The sequence below is a fragment of the Paenibacillus cineris genome (assembly GCF_018333335.1).
GTDB lineage: Bacteria > Bacillota > Bacilli > Paenibacillales > Paenibacillaceae > Paenibacillus_AQ > Paenibacillus_AQ favisporus.
The window spans coordinates 2,818,768-2,836,673 of record NZ_BORU01000001.1 but is presented as its reverse complement, the minus strand read 5'-3'; the positions used below and the strand labels follow the sequence as shown (position 1 = coordinate 2,836,673).

At 53.6% G+C, this 17,906-nt stretch carries 16 protein-coding genes; 5 read left to right on the top strand and 11 right to left on the bottom strand.

The window, feature by feature from the left end:
* Positions 1-23 precede the first annotated feature (23 nt).
* A complete protein-coding gene (locus KI379_RS13215) occupies positions 24-1,643 on the bottom strand; it encodes a catalase (protein WP_373309590.1) in 1,620 nt (539 codons plus the stop codon).
* A 332-nt stretch (positions 1,644-1,975) separates the two neighbouring features.
* Between KI379_RS13215 and KI379_RS13210 the strand changes: the two genes are divergently transcribed.
* Positions 1,976-3,700: a glycoside hydrolase family 2 protein gene (locus KI379_RS13210; protein WP_212983830.1), complete on the top strand. Its 1,725-nt coding sequence runs from the start codon at positions 1,976-1,978 to the stop codon at positions 3,698-3,700.
* Between the two features lie 66 nt (positions 3,701-3,766).
* Here KI379_RS13210 and KI379_RS34045 read toward each other — a convergent pair whose 3' ends face one another.
* Complete coding sequence (locus KI379_RS34045; protein ID WP_244879281.1) at positions 3,767-4,975, bottom strand: GNAT family N-acetyltransferase; 1,209 nt, start codon at positions 4,973-4,975, stop codon at positions 3,767-3,769.
* Positions 4,976-5,237: 262 nt separating this feature from the next.
* Here KI379_RS34045 and kduI point away from each other — a divergent pair, with 262 nt between their 5' ends.
* The 3 genes from kduI to kduD are packed head-to-tail and all read left to right on the top strand — an operon-like array spanning position 5,238 to position 7,651.
* The gene (gene kduI, locus KI379_RS13195) at positions 5,238-6,071 is read left to right on the top strand and encodes a 5-dehydro-4-deoxy-D-glucuronate isomerase (protein WP_076165337.1); all 834 of its coding nucleotides are present in this window, start codon (positions 5,238-5,240) and stop codon (positions 6,069-6,071) included.
* Positions 6,072-6,102: 31 nt separating this feature from the next.
* Positions 6,103-6,867, top strand: a complete 765-nt coding sequence (locus tag KI379_RS13190; protein ID WP_212983829.1) for a DeoR/GlpR family DNA-binding transcription regulator — start codon at positions 6,103-6,105, stop codon at positions 6,865-6,867.
* 37 nt (positions 6,868-6,904) lie between these two features.
* A complete protein-coding gene (kduD, locus tag KI379_RS13185) occupies positions 6,905-7,651 on the top strand; it encodes a 2-dehydro-3-deoxy-D-gluconate 5-dehydrogenase KduD (RefSeq protein ID WP_212983828.1) in 747 nt (248 codons plus the stop codon).
* A 568-nt stretch (positions 7,652-8,219) separates the two neighbouring features.
* Here kduD and KI379_RS13180 read toward each other — a convergent pair.
* The 4 genes from KI379_RS13180 to KI379_RS13165 all read right to left on the bottom strand — a co-directional run bounded on the left by KI379_RS13180 (position 8,220) and on the right by KI379_RS13165 (position 11,178).
* Positions 8,220-9,050 carry a sugar phosphate isomerase/epimerase family protein gene (locus KI379_RS13180; protein ID WP_212983827.1) on the bottom strand — a complete coding sequence of 277 codons (831 nt, stop codon included), beginning with the start codon at positions 9,048-9,050 and terminating at the stop codon, positions 8,220-8,222.
* A gap of 275 nt (positions 9,051-9,325) precedes the next feature.
* Positions 9,326-10,039 carry a 2OG-Fe(II) oxygenase gene (locus KI379_RS13175; protein ID WP_212983826.1) on the bottom strand — a complete coding sequence of 238 codons (714 nt, stop codon included), beginning with the start codon at positions 10,037-10,039 and terminating at the stop codon, positions 9,326-9,328.
* Positions 10,029-10,601, bottom strand: a complete 573-nt coding sequence (locus tag KI379_RS13170; protein ID WP_280518755.1) for a methylated-DNA--[protein]-cysteine S-methyltransferase — start codon at positions 10,599-10,601, stop codon at positions 10,029-10,031. Before KI379_RS13170 ends, KI379_RS13175 begins: the two co-directional genes overlap by 11 nt.
* Entirely contained in the window at positions 10,567-11,178 is a 612-nt protein-coding gene (locus KI379_RS13165) for a bifunctional transcriptional activator/DNA repair enzyme AdaA (RefSeq protein ID WP_212984719.1), read from the bottom strand. Before KI379_RS13165 ends, KI379_RS13170 begins: the two co-directional genes overlap by 35 nt.
* 194 nt (positions 11,179-11,372) lie before the next feature.
* On the opposite strand from KI379_RS13165, the gene KI379_RS13160 reads away from it, so the two are divergent.
* Complete coding sequence (locus KI379_RS13160; protein ID WP_244879280.1) at positions 11,373-12,491, top strand: Ada metal-binding domain-containing protein; 1,119 nt, start codon at positions 11,373-11,375, stop codon at positions 12,489-12,491.
* Positions 12,492-12,622: 131 nt separating this feature from the next.
* Here KI379_RS13160 and KI379_RS13155 read toward each other — a convergent pair whose 3' ends face one another.
* The 5 genes from KI379_RS13155 to KI379_RS13135 form a co-directional block, all read right to left on the bottom strand.
* Positions 12,623-13,144, bottom strand: coding sequence for a GNAT family N-acetyltransferase (locus KI379_RS13155; protein ID WP_212983825.1), 522 nt, complete (start codon positions 13,142-13,144; stop codon positions 12,623-12,625).
* A gap of 175 nt (positions 13,145-13,319) precedes the next feature.
* Positions 13,320-14,618, bottom strand: coding sequence for a CehA/McbA family metallohydrolase (locus tag KI379_RS13150; protein WP_212983824.1), 1,299 nt, complete (start codon positions 14,616-14,618; stop codon positions 13,320-13,322).
* Between the two features lie 26 nt (positions 14,619-14,644).
* Positions 14,645-15,520: a carbohydrate ABC transporter permease gene (locus KI379_RS13145; RefSeq protein ID WP_244879279.1), complete on the bottom strand. Its 876-nt coding sequence runs from the start codon at positions 15,518-15,520 to the stop codon at positions 14,645-14,647.
* Complete coding sequence (locus KI379_RS13140) at positions 15,521-16,399, bottom strand: ABC transporter permease subunit (RefSeq protein ID WP_089547368.1); 879 nt, start codon at positions 16,397-16,399, stop codon at positions 15,521-15,523. It abuts the gene before it with no gap.
* A 45-nt stretch (positions 16,400-16,444) separates the two neighbouring features.
* Entirely contained in the window at positions 16,445-17,866 is a 1,422-nt protein-coding gene (locus KI379_RS13135) for an extracellular solute-binding protein (protein WP_212983823.1), read from the bottom strand.
* Between the last annotated feature and the right edge of the window lie 40 nt (positions 17,867-17,906).

The following is a 17,906-nucleotide window of genomic DNA, read 5'->3' as shown; positions in this document are numbered from 1 at the left end:
CTTTTTTAAATGCATGGATGGTGTCAATACGAGTCGGTGCTGTGGCCCTTCCGTTCGGCATCTTCCACCGCTTCATGAGTGTGAGTGGCGCCCAGCGGGCCATGATGGCTGCTCGTGCCATGCTGCTTGATCCCCTCGGCGACGCGCCGGCCGTATTCCTCGTCACACTGGGTCAGATGGTGGATCATCTTCTCCTGTATGACCGGGCTGCAGGAAGACAGCGCATTAACCAGATTGCTGATCAGTTCCTTCTTTTCAAAATCGTCAAACGCACGGTACGTCTCCCCTGCCTGCTTGTAATCGTTGGTTCGTTCAATGCTGGCCCTCATCAGTTTGCCTTCCACATGCGGCATGTAGTCGATTTCCTCCCGGGGGGCTTCCTTCAAACCGTTCAGCGAGGACGGTTCGTAATTGATGTGAGGATTCTGTCCAGGCGCCATATCTACATCATACGTCATCTGGCCGTCACGCTGATTGGTGGCCACCCGCTTCTTCGGCGCGTTGATCGGCAGCTGGAGGTAATTTGGCCCGACGCGGTAGCGCTGGGTATCCGAATACGAAAGTGTCCGTCCCTGAAGCATTTTATCATCGGAAAAATCCATCCCGTCGACGAGCACGCCGGTCCCGAATGCCGCCTGCTCCACCTCGGCAAAATAGTTCTCTGGATTTTTGTTCAGCACCATCCGGCCGACCGGACGCCAAGGAATTTGCTCCTTCGGCCACAGCTTGGTATCGTCCAGCGGGTCGAAATCCAGCTCAGGATGGTCGTCATCGCTCAAAATTTGCACGAACAACTCCCACTCCGGATAATCGCCGCGCTCGATCGCCTCGTACAAGTCCTGGGTCGCATGGTTGAAGTTTTTACCCTGAATGGCTTCCGCCTCGGCTTGGGTCAAGTTTTTGATGCCCTGCTTCGGCTCCCAGTGGTACTTGATCAATACCGCTTCGCCCTCGGCATTTACCCATTTGTAAGTATTGACCCCGGACCCCTGCATCTGCCGGTAGTTGGCCGGGATGCCCCAGGGGGATTGAACGAACGTAACCATATGCATCGTTTCCGGCGAGTTGCAGCAAAAATCGAAAAACCGCTCGTTGTCCTGGATGTTCGTGACCGGATCCGGCTTGAAAGCGTGGATCATATCGGGAAACTTGATGGCGTCGCGGATAAAGAAAATTTTCAGGTTGTTCCCGACCAGGTCCCAGTTTCCGTCTTCGGTGTAAAATTTCACGGCAAAGCCGCGCGGATCACGCAGCGTCTCCGGGGAATGGCCGCCGTGAATAACCGAGGAGAAACGGACGAAGACGGGCGTTCGTTTGCCCGCTTCCTGGAACAATTTCGCCCGCGTATACTTGGATACCGGCTCATCTCCAACCTTGCCGTAGGCCTCGAAGTATCCGTGCGCTCCGGCTCCTCTTGCATGCACGACGCGCTCTGGGATGCGCTCGCGGTCAAAATGCGTAATTTTCTCGATAAATTGATAGTTTTCCAGCGTTGCCGGTCCGCGGGTTCCCACCGTCCGCAAGTTCTGGTTGTTCTTCACCGGATGGCCCTGGCGCGTGGTGAGAGACATTTCGTCTTCGCCCGGAGCCATGCGGCGGTCAAGGACATTGCCGGAACCGGTCACCGAAGTGCCGTGCTCCATAGGCTTTTGTTGTTGGTCCATGCTGCTGTTCTCCTTTTCGTCTTTATGTACAAAGGGCTGGTTAATTTTAGATGGCAAAGATATGAAGTAGCGTTTCCAGCCGATTCCGTTTTTATGCCTTGAGCCTTCCGCGCTGCTAAAGTCTGGACATCAAAAAAATCCATTTTACATCAATTTATTCCGATTGATCCTCCGACTGAAATCGCTTAGCATGATTCTGAGCACGTCCAAGCGTGAGTCTCGAACAGCCCACGCCCGCACTCGACACAAACCAAGTGATGTAAAAGGGATTAGAAATAGGTACATACATTGATCAAAGAGGAGCAATCGAAATGGAGAGGATGTTTCAAAACCACGAAGTCCGCATCAGCCGCACTATAGAAGGCACCTGGGATTTTACCGTCGTCGACGAACCCGAGATGTCCGCACAGGCCAGTCAGTCCTTCCCCTACCGGATGGCAGTGCCATCCTGCTGGGAGACGCATCCCGATTTCAGTATATACCAAGGCGTTGGCGCCTATCGAACGATCGTAAATATCCGGAGGGAAGCATCTGTCCGGCTTATTTTTAAAGGGATAAGCCACACGGCCCACATCTACTGGGACGGGGTGAAAGTTGCGCAGCATTATAACGCCTACACCGCGTTTGATGTGGTCATCCCGGATGTACGGCCGGGTGAGCATACGCTGATCGTTGCAGCCGACAACCGTTTCAGCGAAGCATCCGCCTTACATATTCCAAACGACTATTACACATACGGCGGTATCATCCGCCCAGTGGTCCTTGAGGAGCTGTATAGCCCTTACGTGCGGCAGCTTTATTTCACACCTGAATATAAAAGCGGCGAATGGAGTGCCGAGGTCCGCGCAGTCGTCAGCAATCCGAATGACATGGAGCGAACGGTCCAGGTAACCGGTACTCTCGCAGGAATCGATTTTTCGCTTGGAACCGTCACCTTGGCGCCAGGGGCTGAAAAAAAGCTGCAGAAGTCGTTTGCCTTTCCGGACGTTTCTTCCTGGTCGCCGGAAGAGCCATCGCTGTATCAGCTTCATGTCCGGCTGTACGAAGACAAGGATACGGACAGCCCGCCTCTTGATGATTTGATCGAACGGGTCGGATTCCGGACGGTGACCACCCGAGACGGAAAACTTCAGGTGAACGGAAAAGATGTGGTACTCCAAGGCTTCAACCGGCATGAAGATCATCCGATGGCCGGAGCGGCTCTTCCCGTATCTTTGATGCTGCATGATCTCGACCTGATGCGTGATATGGGTGCCAACGCTGTCCGGACGAGCCACTATCCGAACGACGAACGTTTTCTGGATTTATGCGACGAGCTAGGTTTCCTGGTGTGGGAGGAAAATCATGCGAGAGGCTTGTCCCTGGAGCAAATGCGCAATCCGAATTTCGTCTGGCAGTGCGAACAAGTCAACCGCGAAATGGTGGAACAGCATTACAACCATCCTTCGATTATCCTGTGGGCGATCCTGAACGAATGTGCCAGCGATACCGAGGAAGGACGTGAGCACTACAGCCGGCAGCTAGGGCAGCTGAGAGCGCTGGACGCCAGCCGCCCGCTGACGTTCGCTTCGCATCACAGGGAGCGGGAGCTCTGCTTTGATTTGGCGGATATCGTTTCCTTTAATCTGTATCCCGGCTGGTATACGGACGAGGATCCAAAGGCTCTCTGTGAACAGGCGCGGGCTTGGGCCGACCAGGCCGGTGGCGCCGGCAAGCCGATGATCATGAGCGAGTTCGGCGGGGATGGATATTATGGTTTGCGCGACAAAGCCAGGATGCGCGGCACCGAGGAGCGGCAGGCGGATATCATTGAAGCCAACCTGGCTGCATACACATCAAGCCCCTTCCTGTCCGGCATGTATATTTGGCAGTTTTGCGACTGCCGTGTCACCGATGCGACCGGCTGGCTGTTGTCCCGGGCAGGTGCCCAAAATAGCAAAGGCATCGTCGACCGGTACCGCAGGCCGAAGCTGGCTTACGATGTGGTTAAACGATATTTTAAGGGGTCGCAGAACGTAATATCGAATGAATTATGATGTTTGCACACAAAAAAAGGATGGATACGTCCGGTGCTCCACCGGGCATATCCATCCTTAGCTTTTTTAAGATAATGAGTGGCTGAGCAGCCAGGTATACAATTCCTTGTTAGCGTAAGTCTCGGTCCATGAGTCGTGATTCGCGTCCGGATACACCGTAAATTTCACGTTCCCGCCGATCTCTTCCAGCGCCTTCACGATTTGTTCGGATTCCGACAGCGGAACGACATCATCCTTAGCCCCATGGAAGGCCCAAATCGGGATATCCTTGATCTGCTCGGCATATTTCGGTTCCATTCCTCCGCAAATCGGGACGACAGCCGCCCATTTATCTGGATACATCGCAGCCAGCTGCCATGCACCGTAACCGCCCATACTTAATCCCGTTAAATAAATGCGCTTTGGATCCACGCGATAGTGATCTTCCACTTCCTCCAGGAGAGCCATTAAAGCGTCTTCCTCCATCGCCCAGAACGAGTCTTCCGGGCATTGAGGTGAGATGGCGATGAACGGAAACTGCGGATCCTGATCGGCTAACTTCGGAATGCCATGCACTTTGACCAGCTCCACATCGCTCCCGCGCTCCCCCGAACCGTGAAGGAAGAGGATCAGCGGCCATTTTTTCTCAGGCTCACTTTCATAAGCTTCAGGCAGATGCAGCAGATAGTCCAGTTTGACCCGCTTCGTTATTTCTTTGTCCAGCCTCTTGGCACTTTGGCTCATGTTCTTATTCCCCGCTTTCGATTTATGTATTGGTTCCTCGGCTCCCCGTATGCCCGAACGGTGAACCTGTGCTTTCATCGTGACCGATGTTCCCGACATGCCGACTTCCGTGAACCCGAATCGTTCGTACAGCTTCACCGCACGATTTCTGGGGTCCACGCTTAAGGATACGGACGGTATCCCTGCGGCGTGCAGCTCCTCGAACGCCCGCTGCATGAGCAGGGTTCCAATCCCCTTGCCGCGGTGTTCCGGCTGGATGGCCATGCCCAGTTCCGGCGTATTCTCGTCCACATATCCGTATCCGGGATGTTCCGGATCAAACAATCGGAGCGTGACCGATCCCAGCCGCTCCCCTTCGCTGGAGACGGCAATGAAGGCCATGTCGCCTTCCTTTCCCCAATCGTCCAAGTACTTCGATATTTCAGGGCGTGCAAGGATATCGCGGGATAATGGTGGCTCCCCTTCCGGCGTGTACATGGAAGCGAACAGCATTTCCCACAGAAACGGGAGATCCGCAGCCTCCGCCGGCCGGATGTTGATCGTCTCAGGCATATCTTCACCTCCATCGTTGTACGAGTGATATAAGTCGAAACATCGAAATGGTTTATTGGTACACTCTGTATTCTTTAGTTCAACTTATATAACGCTCGATTTAAGAGATCTGCATTCCAAGTTCAACATAACAGATCGCTGAATTGCTGGTCAATTGTGGAAATGTATCCGCTTTAAATTATGCTTGAAATCCTAAGTGGATGAACTATAATGAACATTATGGAACTAATATAAACCATTATGAACCTATGGAGGTACGAACATGGAAATTAGATACGCATCCCATCCTCAAGAAGTGAAAGCGTTTGATACGGCTCGCCTGCGCCAGGAATTTTTGATTGAGTCGATGTTTGTAGCGGATCAGCTCACGCTCTATTACACGCATGTCGATCGTTTCATCGTCGGCGGCGCGGTTCCGGTAAATCAGAGCGTCAAGCTCGAAGCCGACCCGAAAACGATGGGTGCCGATACGTTCCTGGAGCGCCGCGAGATCGGTATCATCAATGTCGGAGGACCGGGTACAATCAGCGTCGACGGCACGGACTATTCCATCGATTCGAAGGACTGCCTCTACGTGGGACTCGGTGCCAAGGAAGTGGTGTTCAGCAGCAGCGACAAAGCCAATCCGGCTAAATACTACCTGAACTCCACGCCTGCCCACAAAGCTTATCCGACGGTTAAGGCGGCCATCAGCGAAGCTTCACCGAACAACCTGGGTAGCTTGAGCAATTCCAATGAGCGCACCATCTACCGTTATATCCATACCGGCGGAATCCAAAGCTGCCAGCTCGTCATGGGCATGACGCTCTTGAAGCCGGGCAGCATGTGGAACACGATGCCGTGCCATACGCATAACCGCCGTTCCGAGGTTTACTTCTACTTCGACATGCCGGAAGACGGAAACGTCTTCCACTTTATGGGTGAGCCGCAGGAAACCCGCCACCTCGTCGTGCGCAACGAACAGGGCGTTATTTCCCCAAGCTGGTCCATCCACAGCGGCGTTGGAACAAACAGCTATACCTTCATTTGGGGCATGGCCGGCGAGAACCAAATCTTTGAGGATATGGACCCTGTCGGCATGGATGAATTAAAATAAGATAAAACTCGAACGAATGGATGAATAACCAATGAACCCTTTACGCCGCTACGAAAACATTATGGAACTGCTCCTGGCCAAACAGGAGGTGACGGTTGCCGAACTGAGCGAACGGCTGAACGTCACCGGCAAGACGATCCGCGAGGATCTGGCCAAGCTGGAGGACAAAGGTTTGCTTCAGCGGGTGCATGGCGGAGCGATTCTGGCGCAAAGCGACCAGCTCGGCATTTTGTCCACCAAGGAACCGCTGGCGCGCCACGCTGCGGAGAAGGCGGATATCGCCCGCCTTGCCTTATCGCGCATCGAACCGAATGACGTCATCGCCCTGGACGGCGGCAGCACAACGCTTGAAATCGCCAAGGCGCTGGACAACCAGCCCCTGACCGTCGTCACCAACGATGTCCACATCATTTCGGAGCTTGCCCGCAAGGACGCCATCCGACTTGTCGTTCCCGGAGGTTACCGCGTGCGGAACATGCTGGCGGGGCCGGAAGCGGTCACCTATGTTCGGCGGCTGAATATTCACAAGGCGTTTTTGTCGGCAACGGGCCTGCATCCCGAAGACGGGCTGACGATCTACACCGGAGAGCTTCTGGACATCAAACGGGCGCTCCTCGAGACCGCGCGTACCTGTTACGCTGTGGTGGACCATCACAAATTCGGACAAAGCGCCCTGCTGACGTTTGCGAAGCTGAACGAAGTCGAAGCGATCCTTACCGACTCAGGGTGCAGCCCTGAATTCGCTGAAGCCGTTCGCCAAATGGGCGCCCGTCTCGAAGTGGCGAATGCGCAGTGAAGCATCCAACCTATCCCATGCAAAGGACTGATATACGATGTTTGATTTGACGGGTAAAATCGCCCTGGTCACCGGCACCTCCGGCGGCCTGGGACAAGGCATGGCCGTTGGCCTGGCGGAAGCCGGAGCCTCGGTCGTATGCATCTCCTCGACGAACAGTGACCGGACGGTCGAGGAGATCCGCAAGCTTGGCGGGAAGGCGGAGCAAATTTCCGCCGACTTAAGCGACACGGGCGCCTTGGATCAAGTGTTTGCGCAGGCGCTTTCCTTCTATGGCGGCATCGATATTTTGGTGAACAATGCCGGTATCATCCGCCGTACGCCGGCTGCGGATCATGCGCGCCAGGATTGGAACGACGTGATCAATTTGAATCTGAACACCGTGTTCTTCCTAAGCCAGCTCGCCGGACGCCACATGCTCGAGCGCGGCAGCGGCAAAATCATCAATATTGCGTCCATGCTTACTTTTCAAGGAGGCATTAATGTGCCGGGATATACGGCGGCGAAGCATGCGGTTGCCGGGATCACCAAAGCGCTTGCCAACGAGTGGGCTGGCAAAGGCGTCCAGATCAATGCCATTGCCCCCGGGTACATGGAGACGAACAATACGGCGCCGATCCGCTCAGACGAACAGCGTCTGCAATCGATTACGGACCGGATTCCGGCAGGACGCTGGGGCACGCCGGAAGATTTGAAGGGTCCGGTTGTTTTCCTCGCTTCCCAAGCATCCGATTATGTCAACGGCCACGTCCTCTGCGTCGACGGAGGATGGTTGGCCAGATAACGCCATATTCAATAAATGCTGCGCATTACAGAAAGGGAATCGTTCCCTTCTTCTGAAATGCGCAGCTTTTTTATATGCTGAAGTGAAGTCTCCCACTTTAACAGCATGCTCGAATCGTTTCCGAATGGAGCCATTTTCATCATTCTGACCAAAGAAGCTCTTCCGCCCTTCATTTTCATCATATGTGCGGGCATGACATCGCCAAGCTGGCTGAATCATCTGGATTTGTCCGCTTATCAAACGTAACATTGTTTCGAAAAGATGTTATGATGGGGCTAAACAGACGGTTTTTTTATAAAAATGATAGTTTATTGGCGAATCCCCCTCCTCCTACCGTTCGACACATTGCGCAACGAGGGCGCTTTTTATCGACAAAACGACAAACCGTGCTCAAAAAAACTATTAGCCCGTAATGGCTTGTTAAATAGAACATAACAATGTTACGTTATATCTAACAATCCTCCATAAAAAAAGCGATCTGCCGCAGGGAAATTCCCCCAAAGCAAATCGCCTTTTAAACTTTCATATTACGTTCATGTTCATCCTCCAGCCATAGGAGACGTCACTGTCAGCCTAAGTACGGAGTGACTAACTTCCTTACCCGATCAATGCCGTCCCACATGTCACCGGGACCATCATAGACGATCGTAATCGGTCCTTCATACCGATGCTCCTTCACCAGCTCCATGCACGAAATAAATTCCGCATCGTCGAGGTTACCCTGTTCGTCCTGCTGCGCTTTGGCGTGGATGGATTCGCTTCTGGCAATCGTTCTGGACAATTCCTGCAGCTTGGTCGGCCCCTTAAAATTGCCGAAATCCGTTGTTAATCCAAGCTGGTTGCCGCAGTCATCCAGCAGAGCCAGGCAGTTGTCCGCCGTGGAGGTCATTGCATGAAAATTCTCGGTGATGATGCGGACCCCTTTATCCGACGCGTAATCGATCAGCCGCTGGAGCTGGCTGGCGGCGAGTTTGAGTGCTTCGGCATCGCCGGGATCGGCATCGCCGCCGATAATCCGGATCCGTTCTGCACCCGCAGCGGACGCAATATCGATCCAGCGCTGCAGCCATTCCATATCTGCCTCACGGCGCGTTTCATCCGGATTCGTAATATCGCTGTAATCGGCAAGCAGCGTATAAAAACGCATCCCCGCCTGCTGAATCGCCTCGCGAAGCTCTTGAAGATAGCTGCTGCTCGTGTCCTTGAAATGAAAGTGGCAAATTTCCATCGTGGTGAAGCCTTTGTCTCTCAGCACAGCCGGCAGTTCAAGCAGCGAGAGCTTCTCCGGCTGCTCCTCTACCCGGGTGACGTGTTCCTTCCGCTCGTCATCCCACTGCGTCCAGCGCAGCGGTCCCAGATTGCGGTGCAGACTCCACGTCGTCAGCGATAAATTTGGCATCCAATCCCCACACTTTCCTGTAGTTGCTGCCCGTATTGTGAAACCTTGGTACAAGTCCACTAAATCTCTTACTCCATAAGAAATCGGGCAGTTCAATCGCGTTCCTAATGCGGTGTTAGCATAGGGTCTGCCGATAAGACACGTTTGTGGACGATGCCCTGCCGCCCTTAAACCCACCTCACCCTGAAAGCGATTGCATCTCCCCTAATACTGTAACTTCCGATTAGCCTTGTCAATACAGGCTCGCGACATTTCAAAAAAAGGAGGGGATACGCTCAGGTGGCATCATGAAAAATAACACCGAGCGTATACCGAATACCTATCTGTACTGTGCTTACCCCATGACGGAGCGTGGTTCGGTAATAGCCTTTAGTCCCTTGAACGGGCCGGTAGTTCGTCGGAAAAATCAGCCCTTCACCCTGCTCAAGCGTGATCACATGCCCCCGGCTCTGCGCCCGCGGACGCTGCTCTACCAGCAGAAACTCGCCGCCGGTGTAATCCTGCTGCCTTTGATTCAGGGCGAACACGACCTGAAAAGGAAAATACGCTTCGCCGTACAAATCCTGATGCAGGCAGTTGTAGCCCCCGGCTTCGTACTTCAGGATCAGCGGCGTAGGCCGCAGCTGGCCTTGCCGGTGGCATTCTTCCAAAAATTCGTCAAGGGACGCCGGATAGCCCGCATCCATGCCGAGCTGCTCATGCCAACGGTTGGCGGTCCGGGATAGCTCCGGGTACAGATTTTCCCTGAGCTGCTGGACCGCCGCAGGCAGCGGGCGATCATAGTATTTATATTCTCCGCTGCCGAAGCGATACCGGGCCATCGAAATCGTGCTGCGGAACCGTTCTTCGCTTGCGTAGGTTCCAATCAGCTCTTCGCATTCTTCCGGAGTTAGAATGGCAGGCAGCTTGGCATATCCTTGATCGTCTAACGTCTTCCAGAGCGCGCCCCAGTCCACCATCTGAATCCGTTCCCGGATACTAGTTGGCATGGCGCGGTCCCCTAGCCGGGATGGATTGGCGAGCTTCGAGCGCAAGCAGCCGCTCTTTCATTTCTAGGCCGCCACGGTATCCCGTAAGCGCCCCACTCTTTCCGATGACACGGTGGCAGGGCACCATGATCAGCACCGGATTGGCTCCAATCGCCGCGCCAACGGCCCGCACCGCAGCCGGGCGTCCGATCTGGTGAGCGATCTCGGAATAGGTTGTGGTCTGCCCATAAGGAATGGAGCAGAGTGCACGCCATACCTCCCGCTGGAACGGGGTTCCCCGGTCGTCCATTGGAATCGTAAATGCTTCTCTTGTTCCCTGAAGATATTCAGCGATCTCCGTAATGTAAGGAAGCATTGTCACTTCATCCCGAACCCATTGATGGTTCGGATAACGCTGTGCCGCCCAGGCCTCAAGTTCATCAAACGAACCGTCGTGGGAACCGACATAACCAAGCCCTTGGGCCGTAGCGGCTGCATAAAGGCTCCAGCCGTCTCCGTCGAGCCTGTCCCAGTACAGGGTTACCAGGTCAGTTTTGCTTGCTGTGATCATGTTCATATTCATATGTTTGCACCTCCTGGGCAGCGCCGTGCTGCCATATTTGCCGGAATTCCAGCGGCGTTTGACCCGTCATTTTTTTGAACAGCGTAATAAAATACGGGACATTCGCATTCCCGACCTCCGCGGCAATCTCCGTGATGGATTGGTCCGTATGGGCCAGCAGGTGTTTCGCTTCCTGCATCCTTTTGCGCTGGATATATTCAACCGGACTGATACCCTGCACCCGCTTAAAGGTCCGCTGCAGATGAAAAGGACTTCCGTGACAGACATCAGCCAAATGTTCCAAAGACAGCTTATCCCGAAAATGACGGTCGATATAATCGGTGATTTGGTTCACCCATTCCTGATCGGGCAGCTTCTCGCCGGTCGGCTTGCACCGTTTGCACGGCCGGAAGCGGGCCGCCAGCGCCTCCTCCGCATGTTGAAAGATCCGTACGTTCTCCTTGTTAGGCGGTCTGGATTTGCAGGAAGGCCGGCAAAAAATCCCTGTCGTGCTGACCCCGTAAAAGAAACGGAAATCATAATCCGCATCGTTGGAGACAATCGCCCGCCACTTTTCCTCCGGAATATCCTCTTTCATCCGGCGCTTCATCTCGTGGTCTATATCCCGGTCATTCCTGTGATCCTTCATCTGCCTCACCTCCATCCCCAGTATACCCTTCTTTGGATCGCTTGGGATGAACTTGGGAATGTAAAAGCAAGATAACGAAATGAAAGCGTCCAGGTTTCGGTATACACTGGTAAGGTAAGCAAGATGCAAAAGGAGGACCTCTTATGTCTACAACCTGCCGACAAGAGACGATGCATTCGGTCTGGGATGCGCCTTATTTTACGGGCGTCACCACAATGAACATTTATTGCACCCCGTGGTGCAGCGGTCGTCCTAAACCTGAAAATACAATTCGCTTCCATACCCGGGAAGAAGCCGAGCTTGCGGGGTACCGGCCATGCAGAAATTGCTGCTCCACCCTTCCCCGCGGCTCCTGGGAGGACCATAAGCACGAGATCAAGCTCTTCATCCCTGCCGAATTCAATTTCGAGGAAAACGTAAAATATTTGCTGCGCTCCTCCAATGAATGTCTGCACCGGATCGACAACAACCGGATTTACAAAGCGCTGTCCGTCGCAGACGAGACACCGGTGATCGAAATCCGTGCCGGAGACTGCCGGGAGCTGGTGGTCCGTTTTCTTGGCGATACGGCCCCTTCCCGCAAATGGGTACGCGCCGAGGTAGCCCGTTATGTGCGGGAGTGGTTCGATTTGGAGCGGGATATCGTCCCCTTCTATCGTTTGGCCGAATCCGATCCCCTTTTGAAAGGTCCCGTGCAGTCCTTCCGAGGCTTGCGGACCGTCGGCATTCCCGACTTGTTCGAGGCCGTCACCTGGGGAATCCTTGGGCAGCAAATCAACCTGACCTATGCCTATACGCTCAAAAGACGCCTGGTGGAGAACTTCGGAAGAAGTGTGGATTGCGAGGGAGAAACGTACTGGATGTATCCGACACCGGATAAAATCGCGGCATGTTCGGTTGAAGATCTTGCCGTGCTGCGGATGACCGTCAAAAAATGCGAATACCTCATCGATACCGCTAAGCGAATCGCCTCCGGTGAGCTCAGCAAGCTGGGGCTGCTGCAAACCGGAAGCCATCAGGCGGCAGAAAAGATGCTGACGAGCATCCGGGGGATCGGGCCTTGGACGGCAAACTACGTATCCATGCGATGCCTGCGCTTTCCGTCGGCGTTTCCGATCGACGATGTCGGGCTGCACAACGCCATGAAGCATATTTTGGGAAGGGACAGCAAGCCGTCCAAGGCGGAAATCCGGCAGTTGTCCGCAGGCTGGTCGGGCTGGGAGTCATACGCCACCTTTTACCTGTGGAGAGTCTTGTACTAGGGTGCGCCAACAAATTAACGCTATAAAACCGCTAAGCCATCGCAGATGATCGGCTTAACGGTTTTATTTTTATACTCTAAGACCAACGCAGATTGGCTAAAGTTCCTGCCAAAATATCTTACATCATATTTCTAATTTTCGAAAAATTCCTTTGCATATTCTACAACGCCATGGACATCGGTAAGACCACCCTCAATAAGCTCAACAGCCATGAAATGATCGTCAGAAACGTCGAATGGCGCTTTAATGCCATATGAACTGGCTTTCTTATAGCCAAATTTCGGATAATATTTGTCATGACCCATAACGACAGAACCCTTATAACCACGCTGTGCAGCGATTTTGTGGCCTTCCATAATCAGCAACTTCCCAATGCCCTTGCTTTGCATTTCTGGTAATACAGCAACAGGTGCAAGGGCAATCAGCGTATGATTCCCCACTTTTATTTCCGTAAAAAGAATATGACCCACGATTCTGTTCCTGCATTCGGCTACAAGGGACAATTCCGGAACATAGCTCGCCGAATTTCTAAGCCTTTTTACCAAATGATGCTCATCGTGGTCTGAATAGTAAGCATCTTCAAATGCTTTTTGAACGACATCGTAGACTTCGTTAATGTCTTCAAGTTTTTCTTGTCTAATGATAACATTCATTGGATTACCCCCTTGTTCGTGATGATGCCGCTACATGCTGTTAATCATCATTTTAACGCTTTACAAAGAAAAAAGTGAATACGGTCAATAGACTGTACTCACTTCTATGATCGATTATAAACGCTAGACATTCTTGTGAAAAGCAATATACCACTTGAAATGTTCTATGATCAAATTATCTTAAATAGACGGGATTGGTCAGGCAGGTCATCACCTGTGCCCCCAATTCCCCCATATCGCGTCTGGCCTCCATCCGGTAAAAGAGCCGGTCCTGGGGCAGCTCGCAGGTCAAGGTTAACTCCTTATCCGCTGCCGTCCACTGCCGCTCCAATCCCCGGTCGGACCACAGGCTGATTTGATCTCCTTGGGCCCGGCGGATCACGGCTTCAAGAAGAACGGTTCCACGCTCAGAGTTTCGCTGTACCTGATCCCCGGCGCAAGTGCCATTGATCTGAAAATCGATAAACGTGGAGTCCGGATCAAGCGTCAGCACCACATTTCCCCGGCGAATCCCTTCCAGAATTCCGGCTGCGGTTAGTGACTCGGACCGCACGTGCGCGGTCGGCCGTCCATGCTGAACCCACGGATGGGGTCCATGGAAATCGCTCCCTCCCACAGCCACGATCCGCCGGCCTTCGGCCAGCCGTTCCTGCCACCAGCGTACCGCCGTTTCGTTCAGCTCCCGCCACGGGCCGTTCCAAACCTCGATCGCATCGAACGGAACGTCAAAGCCGAATTCCCACGGGCAGTCCGGGCAAAAAGGATGATTCAACACCGCAAGCGCTCCCTTTTCCCTTCCTTTGGCCAGCTGTTCCGAAGCTTGTTCCACCGTATACACCCTGAAGTCCTCCAGCGCATCCAGCTGTCCGAGCAAATTCGCATGCCCCTTATAATTGGTCATCTCGACGCCTGGGATAAGCAGCAGTTCTTCCGTCTTTGCCAAGGTGTTTCGGTTTTGGGAGAACGTATTATGGTCGGTCATGGCCAGAAAGGCAAGCCCTTTATCCAGACATAAGCGGGAAACCTCGCCGACGCTGTGTTTGCCGTCGCTGTAATAGGTGTGGGCATGCAAATCGCCTGGAATCCACCGTTTATGCTTGAGCTGGATCTCGATGGAGACCGCAACCTCCGTTCCTTCATCCGGTACTTTGTAGGCGCCCAGCAGCACGGCCCACTCTCCTTCGGCGATATCGCCCGAGGCATATCCGGGGGTCGCGGTTTCCAATCCGACGAACATTTCGGTTCTGGCACCGCCGCTCCAGCCGACGATCCGCTCCGGGGAACGCAGGCCAAGGTCGATCACCGTCTCCCCGTCAGCGCGGTCGTATCGGTAAGCGACTTGGATCCGTTCGGCATCAGCTGGAACGTGAAAGTGCACTTCCAGGTACGTTTTCTCCTCTTCGGGAGATATGTTCACTTGCCGCCCGATCGTTACGACCGGCAAAGGTTCCGTCTCATTCATATGTGCCTGCATGGCGTGTTCCCCTTCTTTCATCCCATTTATTCTTTCGTGGCGCCCAGCATGATCCCTTTCATAAAGAACCGCTGCACAAATGGATAGATGACGATCAGCGGCAGAATGGCGATCATGATTCCGGCCATTTTCACATTCGTGGTGATGAGGTAGTTGCTGGAAGACGTGCTGGAATCGATAATCATGGCTTTCAGAGCTACCTGCAGCGTATATTTCGAGCTGTCATTAATAAAGATCAGCGGCGCCGTGAACATGTTCCAGCGTCCCACGAACTCAAACAGCGTCACCGTAGCCAATCCGGCGGTCGCCAGCCTCATATAAATGGCCGCGAAGATCCAGAAGTCGCCCGCACCGTCAATTTTGGCGGATTCCGAAATTTCGTAGGGGATGCTCATGAAGAAGTTCCGCATCAGCAGGATCGAAAACCCCGAGACGAGTCCAGAAAGCACCAGCACCGTCAGCGTGTTGATCAGGTGGAAGTCCTTGTTGACCACGTAAAGCGGGATCAGCACCGCCTCCTGTGGAATCATCATCGTAATCAGGATGAAGGTGATCATCAGCCGTTTTCCCGGTACCCGGGGATGGATCAGTACATAGCCCGCCAGCGACGACAGCAGCACATGCAGCAGCGTTCCGAAGACCGTCACGATCGTGCTGTTCAGGAAAGGCCGCCACAAATCCAGACTGTTCCAGATCGTGCGATATCCCTCCAGGCTGAATTCTTTGGGAAACAGGATAATATCCGGCCGCATAGACGCAACCCCGGAGGACAGCGAGAGCGATACGACGTTCAGGAAGGGAATGATCATCGTCAGCATCAGGCAGATAATGAACAAGGCGTTGAGCCAATCGAACACCGTCATCCGCTTGGCGTTCAAACCGTAATTCGCGTGTCTCATCATCTATTCCACCTCGTCAAATCGGGTTAGTGTCCGCACGGCAAGCGTCAAGATCAGCGTAAAGACCAGAACGAAAAAGCTCGCGGCCGCACCCACACCGACCTGCATTTCCATAATGCCCTTCTGAAACGTGTACATCATCAGCACATCGACCTGGGAAGAGGTCGACGGATTGCGGAGGACAAAGACCTGGTCGAAGATCCTCAGCACCCCGAGCGTATTCAGGAGGATAATGACTTTCATCGTTCCTTTCAGTTGGGGAAGTGTCACGAACCGCACAAGCTGCCATCTGGTGGCCCCGTCCATGCGGGCTGCTTCGTACAAGGACGGATTGATCGAAACGATCGCGGCAAGAAACAGGATACAGCTGTAGCCCATGTCCTTCCATGTGGAGACCAGGATCATAACCCATCTCGCCCAGGTGGACTCGGCCAGAAAATGGATAGGTTCGATGCCGGCCACCTTGTGCAGCACCAAATTGACGATTCCTGTGTCGGGTGAAAGGAGGAAGATCCACATTCCCCCGATCACGACCCAGGACAGCAAATGCGGGATGTAGAGCAGCATCTGCGCCGTTTTTTTAAACCATGCCGTCATGACTTCATTCAGGGATAAAGCGATGACCAGGGGGGCCACAAATCCGAAGACCAGAATGCCTCCCCCGATCACCACCGTATTGCCCAGCGCTTTCCAGAAAAACGGATCATGCCACACGGCCGCATAATTCGCAAATCCGATATAGGGGCGCTCCCCCATCAGCTTGTAGTCCTGAAAACTGATCTGCAGACCCCGCGCGAGCGGATAATAACCGTAAATGATAAAGTAAATGACGACAGGAAGCATCATGGCATAGAGTACGCCGTATTTACGAATCGCTCTCATCTTGTCTAACTTCACATCCTATCGGGTAAAATCAAACCGCGGGAGCTATTCGTCGATCAAATTCGCGCTCTTCAGTTCCTCCCGCATTTTCTTGACGGCATCGGCGGCGGGCATTTCCCCGGACATGGCTTTCAGCGCGTAATTTTGCACGATTTTTTCCGCGTCCGGCCAGCCCGGAAGGGCTAGTTCCAGCGTCGCATGCTGTTTGACCAGTTCTTGAGCGGCCTCGACGCCCGGCAGTTTGTCAAACGGGGACTTGACGTTTTCGTTGTACCAGAACGGTACGCCATGGTCCATGTTGTGCTCCTTGCCCTCTGCCGTCAGCGTATATTGGCCGCCGCTCTCGGTATAATCGACGTCTTTAATACCAAGGCTGCCGAGGGTAATGCCGTCCTTGGAGTTCCAGAACTCCAGGAATTTTTCGGCCGCTTCCACATGCGGCGCATTTTGCGGCACGATCCAGAAGTCAGGGTCGCCCCGGCGCATCAAGATCTTGCCGTCCGGACCGGCGGCGCTGGCGATCGCTTCCGCCTGGAACGTTGTATTCGGATCCTGCTCTTTACGCAGGTTGTTGAACATGCCGACCCAGGCATCCCAGTACGTCACCATGCCGACCCGGTCGGTGAGGAACAGGTTGCGCATTTTGCCTGTATCGTTCGTTACGAAGTTTGGATCCATGATGCCTTCCTTGACCAGCTTGGCAAACCATTCATACATCGGAATCGCTTCGTCGGAAGCATACGGGATCGTCCGCTTGCCGTCCTTCATCACGTAGCGGTACTTCAAACCGGCCGCACTCATGAACCCCTGAATGTCATATAAGCCGGACGTGCTCAAGCCGTAGGTGTCGTTTTTGCCGTTGCCATCCGGATCCTGCTCTTTAAAAGCTTTCAGCACCTGATAATAATCGTCCAGTGTTTTCGGCTCCTGCAGATGCAGCTTATCCAGCCAGTCCTTACGGACGATCGGCATCGTGCCGCCCTGGAATTTCGTGAAGACGGCATGGATTTTGCCATCCTTGTCTTTCAGCTGATCCCATTCAGCGGCGGGAATCACCTTCGGATCAGAGAGGGTGCTCGACCCCTTAACAAAATCGCTTAGATCTGTCACCGCACCCTGCCCGACAAATTGATCCAGCTTGCCCAGGTCGCTGAGCTCGATCAGATCGTATTTCTCACCCGAACCCAGCACGGTCAGCACTTTCTGATCGTAGTCGCTCGCCGGCTTTTCGATCGTCACGTCAATGCCGGTTAACCGCTTAATCTCAGCCTCGAACTGTTTCATCTCATCCGGGGTTTTCCCGCCGACATTAGCGGAGAGAATGCGAAGCTTCATTTCCGGCTGCTTGCTGGAATCCACTCCCCCTTCCGCCGCCTTACCCGTCTCGCTTCCACTGCTGCTGCATGCCGAGACCAGGAGTGAACCTGCCAGCAGGGTTGCCATCAAAATGCCTGACTTTCTTTTCATTCAAAACACCTCCAACTATGATTTTTTTTAGATTATAGAA

What these genes read in the sequence shown, in the direction of transcription:
- KI379_RS13215 (WP_373309590.1), bottom strand. Translation starts at nt 1,643, where the DNA reads ATGGAGCACGGCACTTCGGTGACCGGTTCCGGCAATGTCCTTGACCGC.
- KI379_RS13210 (WP_212983830.1), top strand. Translation starts at nt 1,976, where the DNA reads ATGGAGAGGATGTTTCAAAACCACGAAGTCCGCATCAGCCGCACTATA.
- KI379_RS34045 (WP_244879281.1), bottom strand. Translation starts at nt 4,975, where the DNA reads ATGCCTGAGACGATCAACATCCGGCCGGCGGAGGCTGCGGATCTCCCG.
- kduI (WP_076165337.1), top strand. Translation starts at nt 5,238, where the DNA reads ATGGAAATTAGATACGCATCCCATCCTCAAGAAGTGAAAGCGTTTGAT.
- KI379_RS13190 (WP_212983829.1), top strand. Translation starts at nt 6,103, where the DNA reads ATGAACCCTTTACGCCGCTACGAAAACATTATGGAACTGCTCCTGGCC.
- kduD (WP_212983828.1), top strand. Translation starts at nt 6,905, where the DNA reads ATGTTTGATTTGACGGGTAAAATCGCCCTGGTCACCGGCACCTCCGGC.
- KI379_RS13180 (WP_212983827.1), bottom strand. Translation starts at nt 9,050, where the DNA reads ATGCCAAATTTATCGCTGACGACGTGGAGTCTGCACCGCAATCTGGGA.
- KI379_RS13175 (WP_212983826.1), bottom strand. Translation starts at nt 10,039, where the DNA reads ATGCCAACTAGTATCCGGGAACGGATTCAGATGGTGGACTGGGGCGCG.
- KI379_RS13170 (WP_280518755.1), bottom strand. Translation starts at nt 10,601, where the DNA reads ATGAATATGAACATGATCACAGCAAGCAAAACTGACCTGGTAACCCTG.
- KI379_RS13165 (WP_212984719.1), bottom strand. Translation starts at nt 11,178, where the DNA reads ATGAAAGAGGATATTCCGGAGGAAAAGTGGCGGGCGATTGTCTCCAAC.
- KI379_RS13160 (WP_244879280.1), top strand. Translation starts at nt 11,373, where the DNA reads ATGTCTACAACCTGCCGACAAGAGACGATGCATTCGGTCTGGGATGCG.
- KI379_RS13155 (WP_212983825.1), bottom strand. Translation starts at nt 13,144, where the DNA reads ATGAATGTTATCATTAGACAAGAAAAACTTGAAGACATTAACGAAGTC.
- KI379_RS13150 (WP_212983824.1), bottom strand. Translation starts at nt 14,618, where the DNA reads ATGCAGGCACATATGAATGAGACGGAACCTTTGCCGGTCGTAACGATC.
- KI379_RS13145 (WP_244879279.1), bottom strand. Translation starts at nt 15,520, where the DNA reads ATGATGAGACACGCGAATTACGGTTTGAACGCCAAGCGGATGACGGTG.
- KI379_RS13140 (WP_089547368.1), bottom strand. Translation starts at nt 16,399, where the DNA reads ATGAGAGCGATTCGTAAATACGGCGTACTCTATGCCATGATGCTTCCT.
- KI379_RS13135 (WP_212983823.1), bottom strand. Translation starts at nt 17,866, where the DNA reads ATGAAAAGAAAGTCAGGCATTTTGATGGCAACCCTGCTGGCAGGTTCA.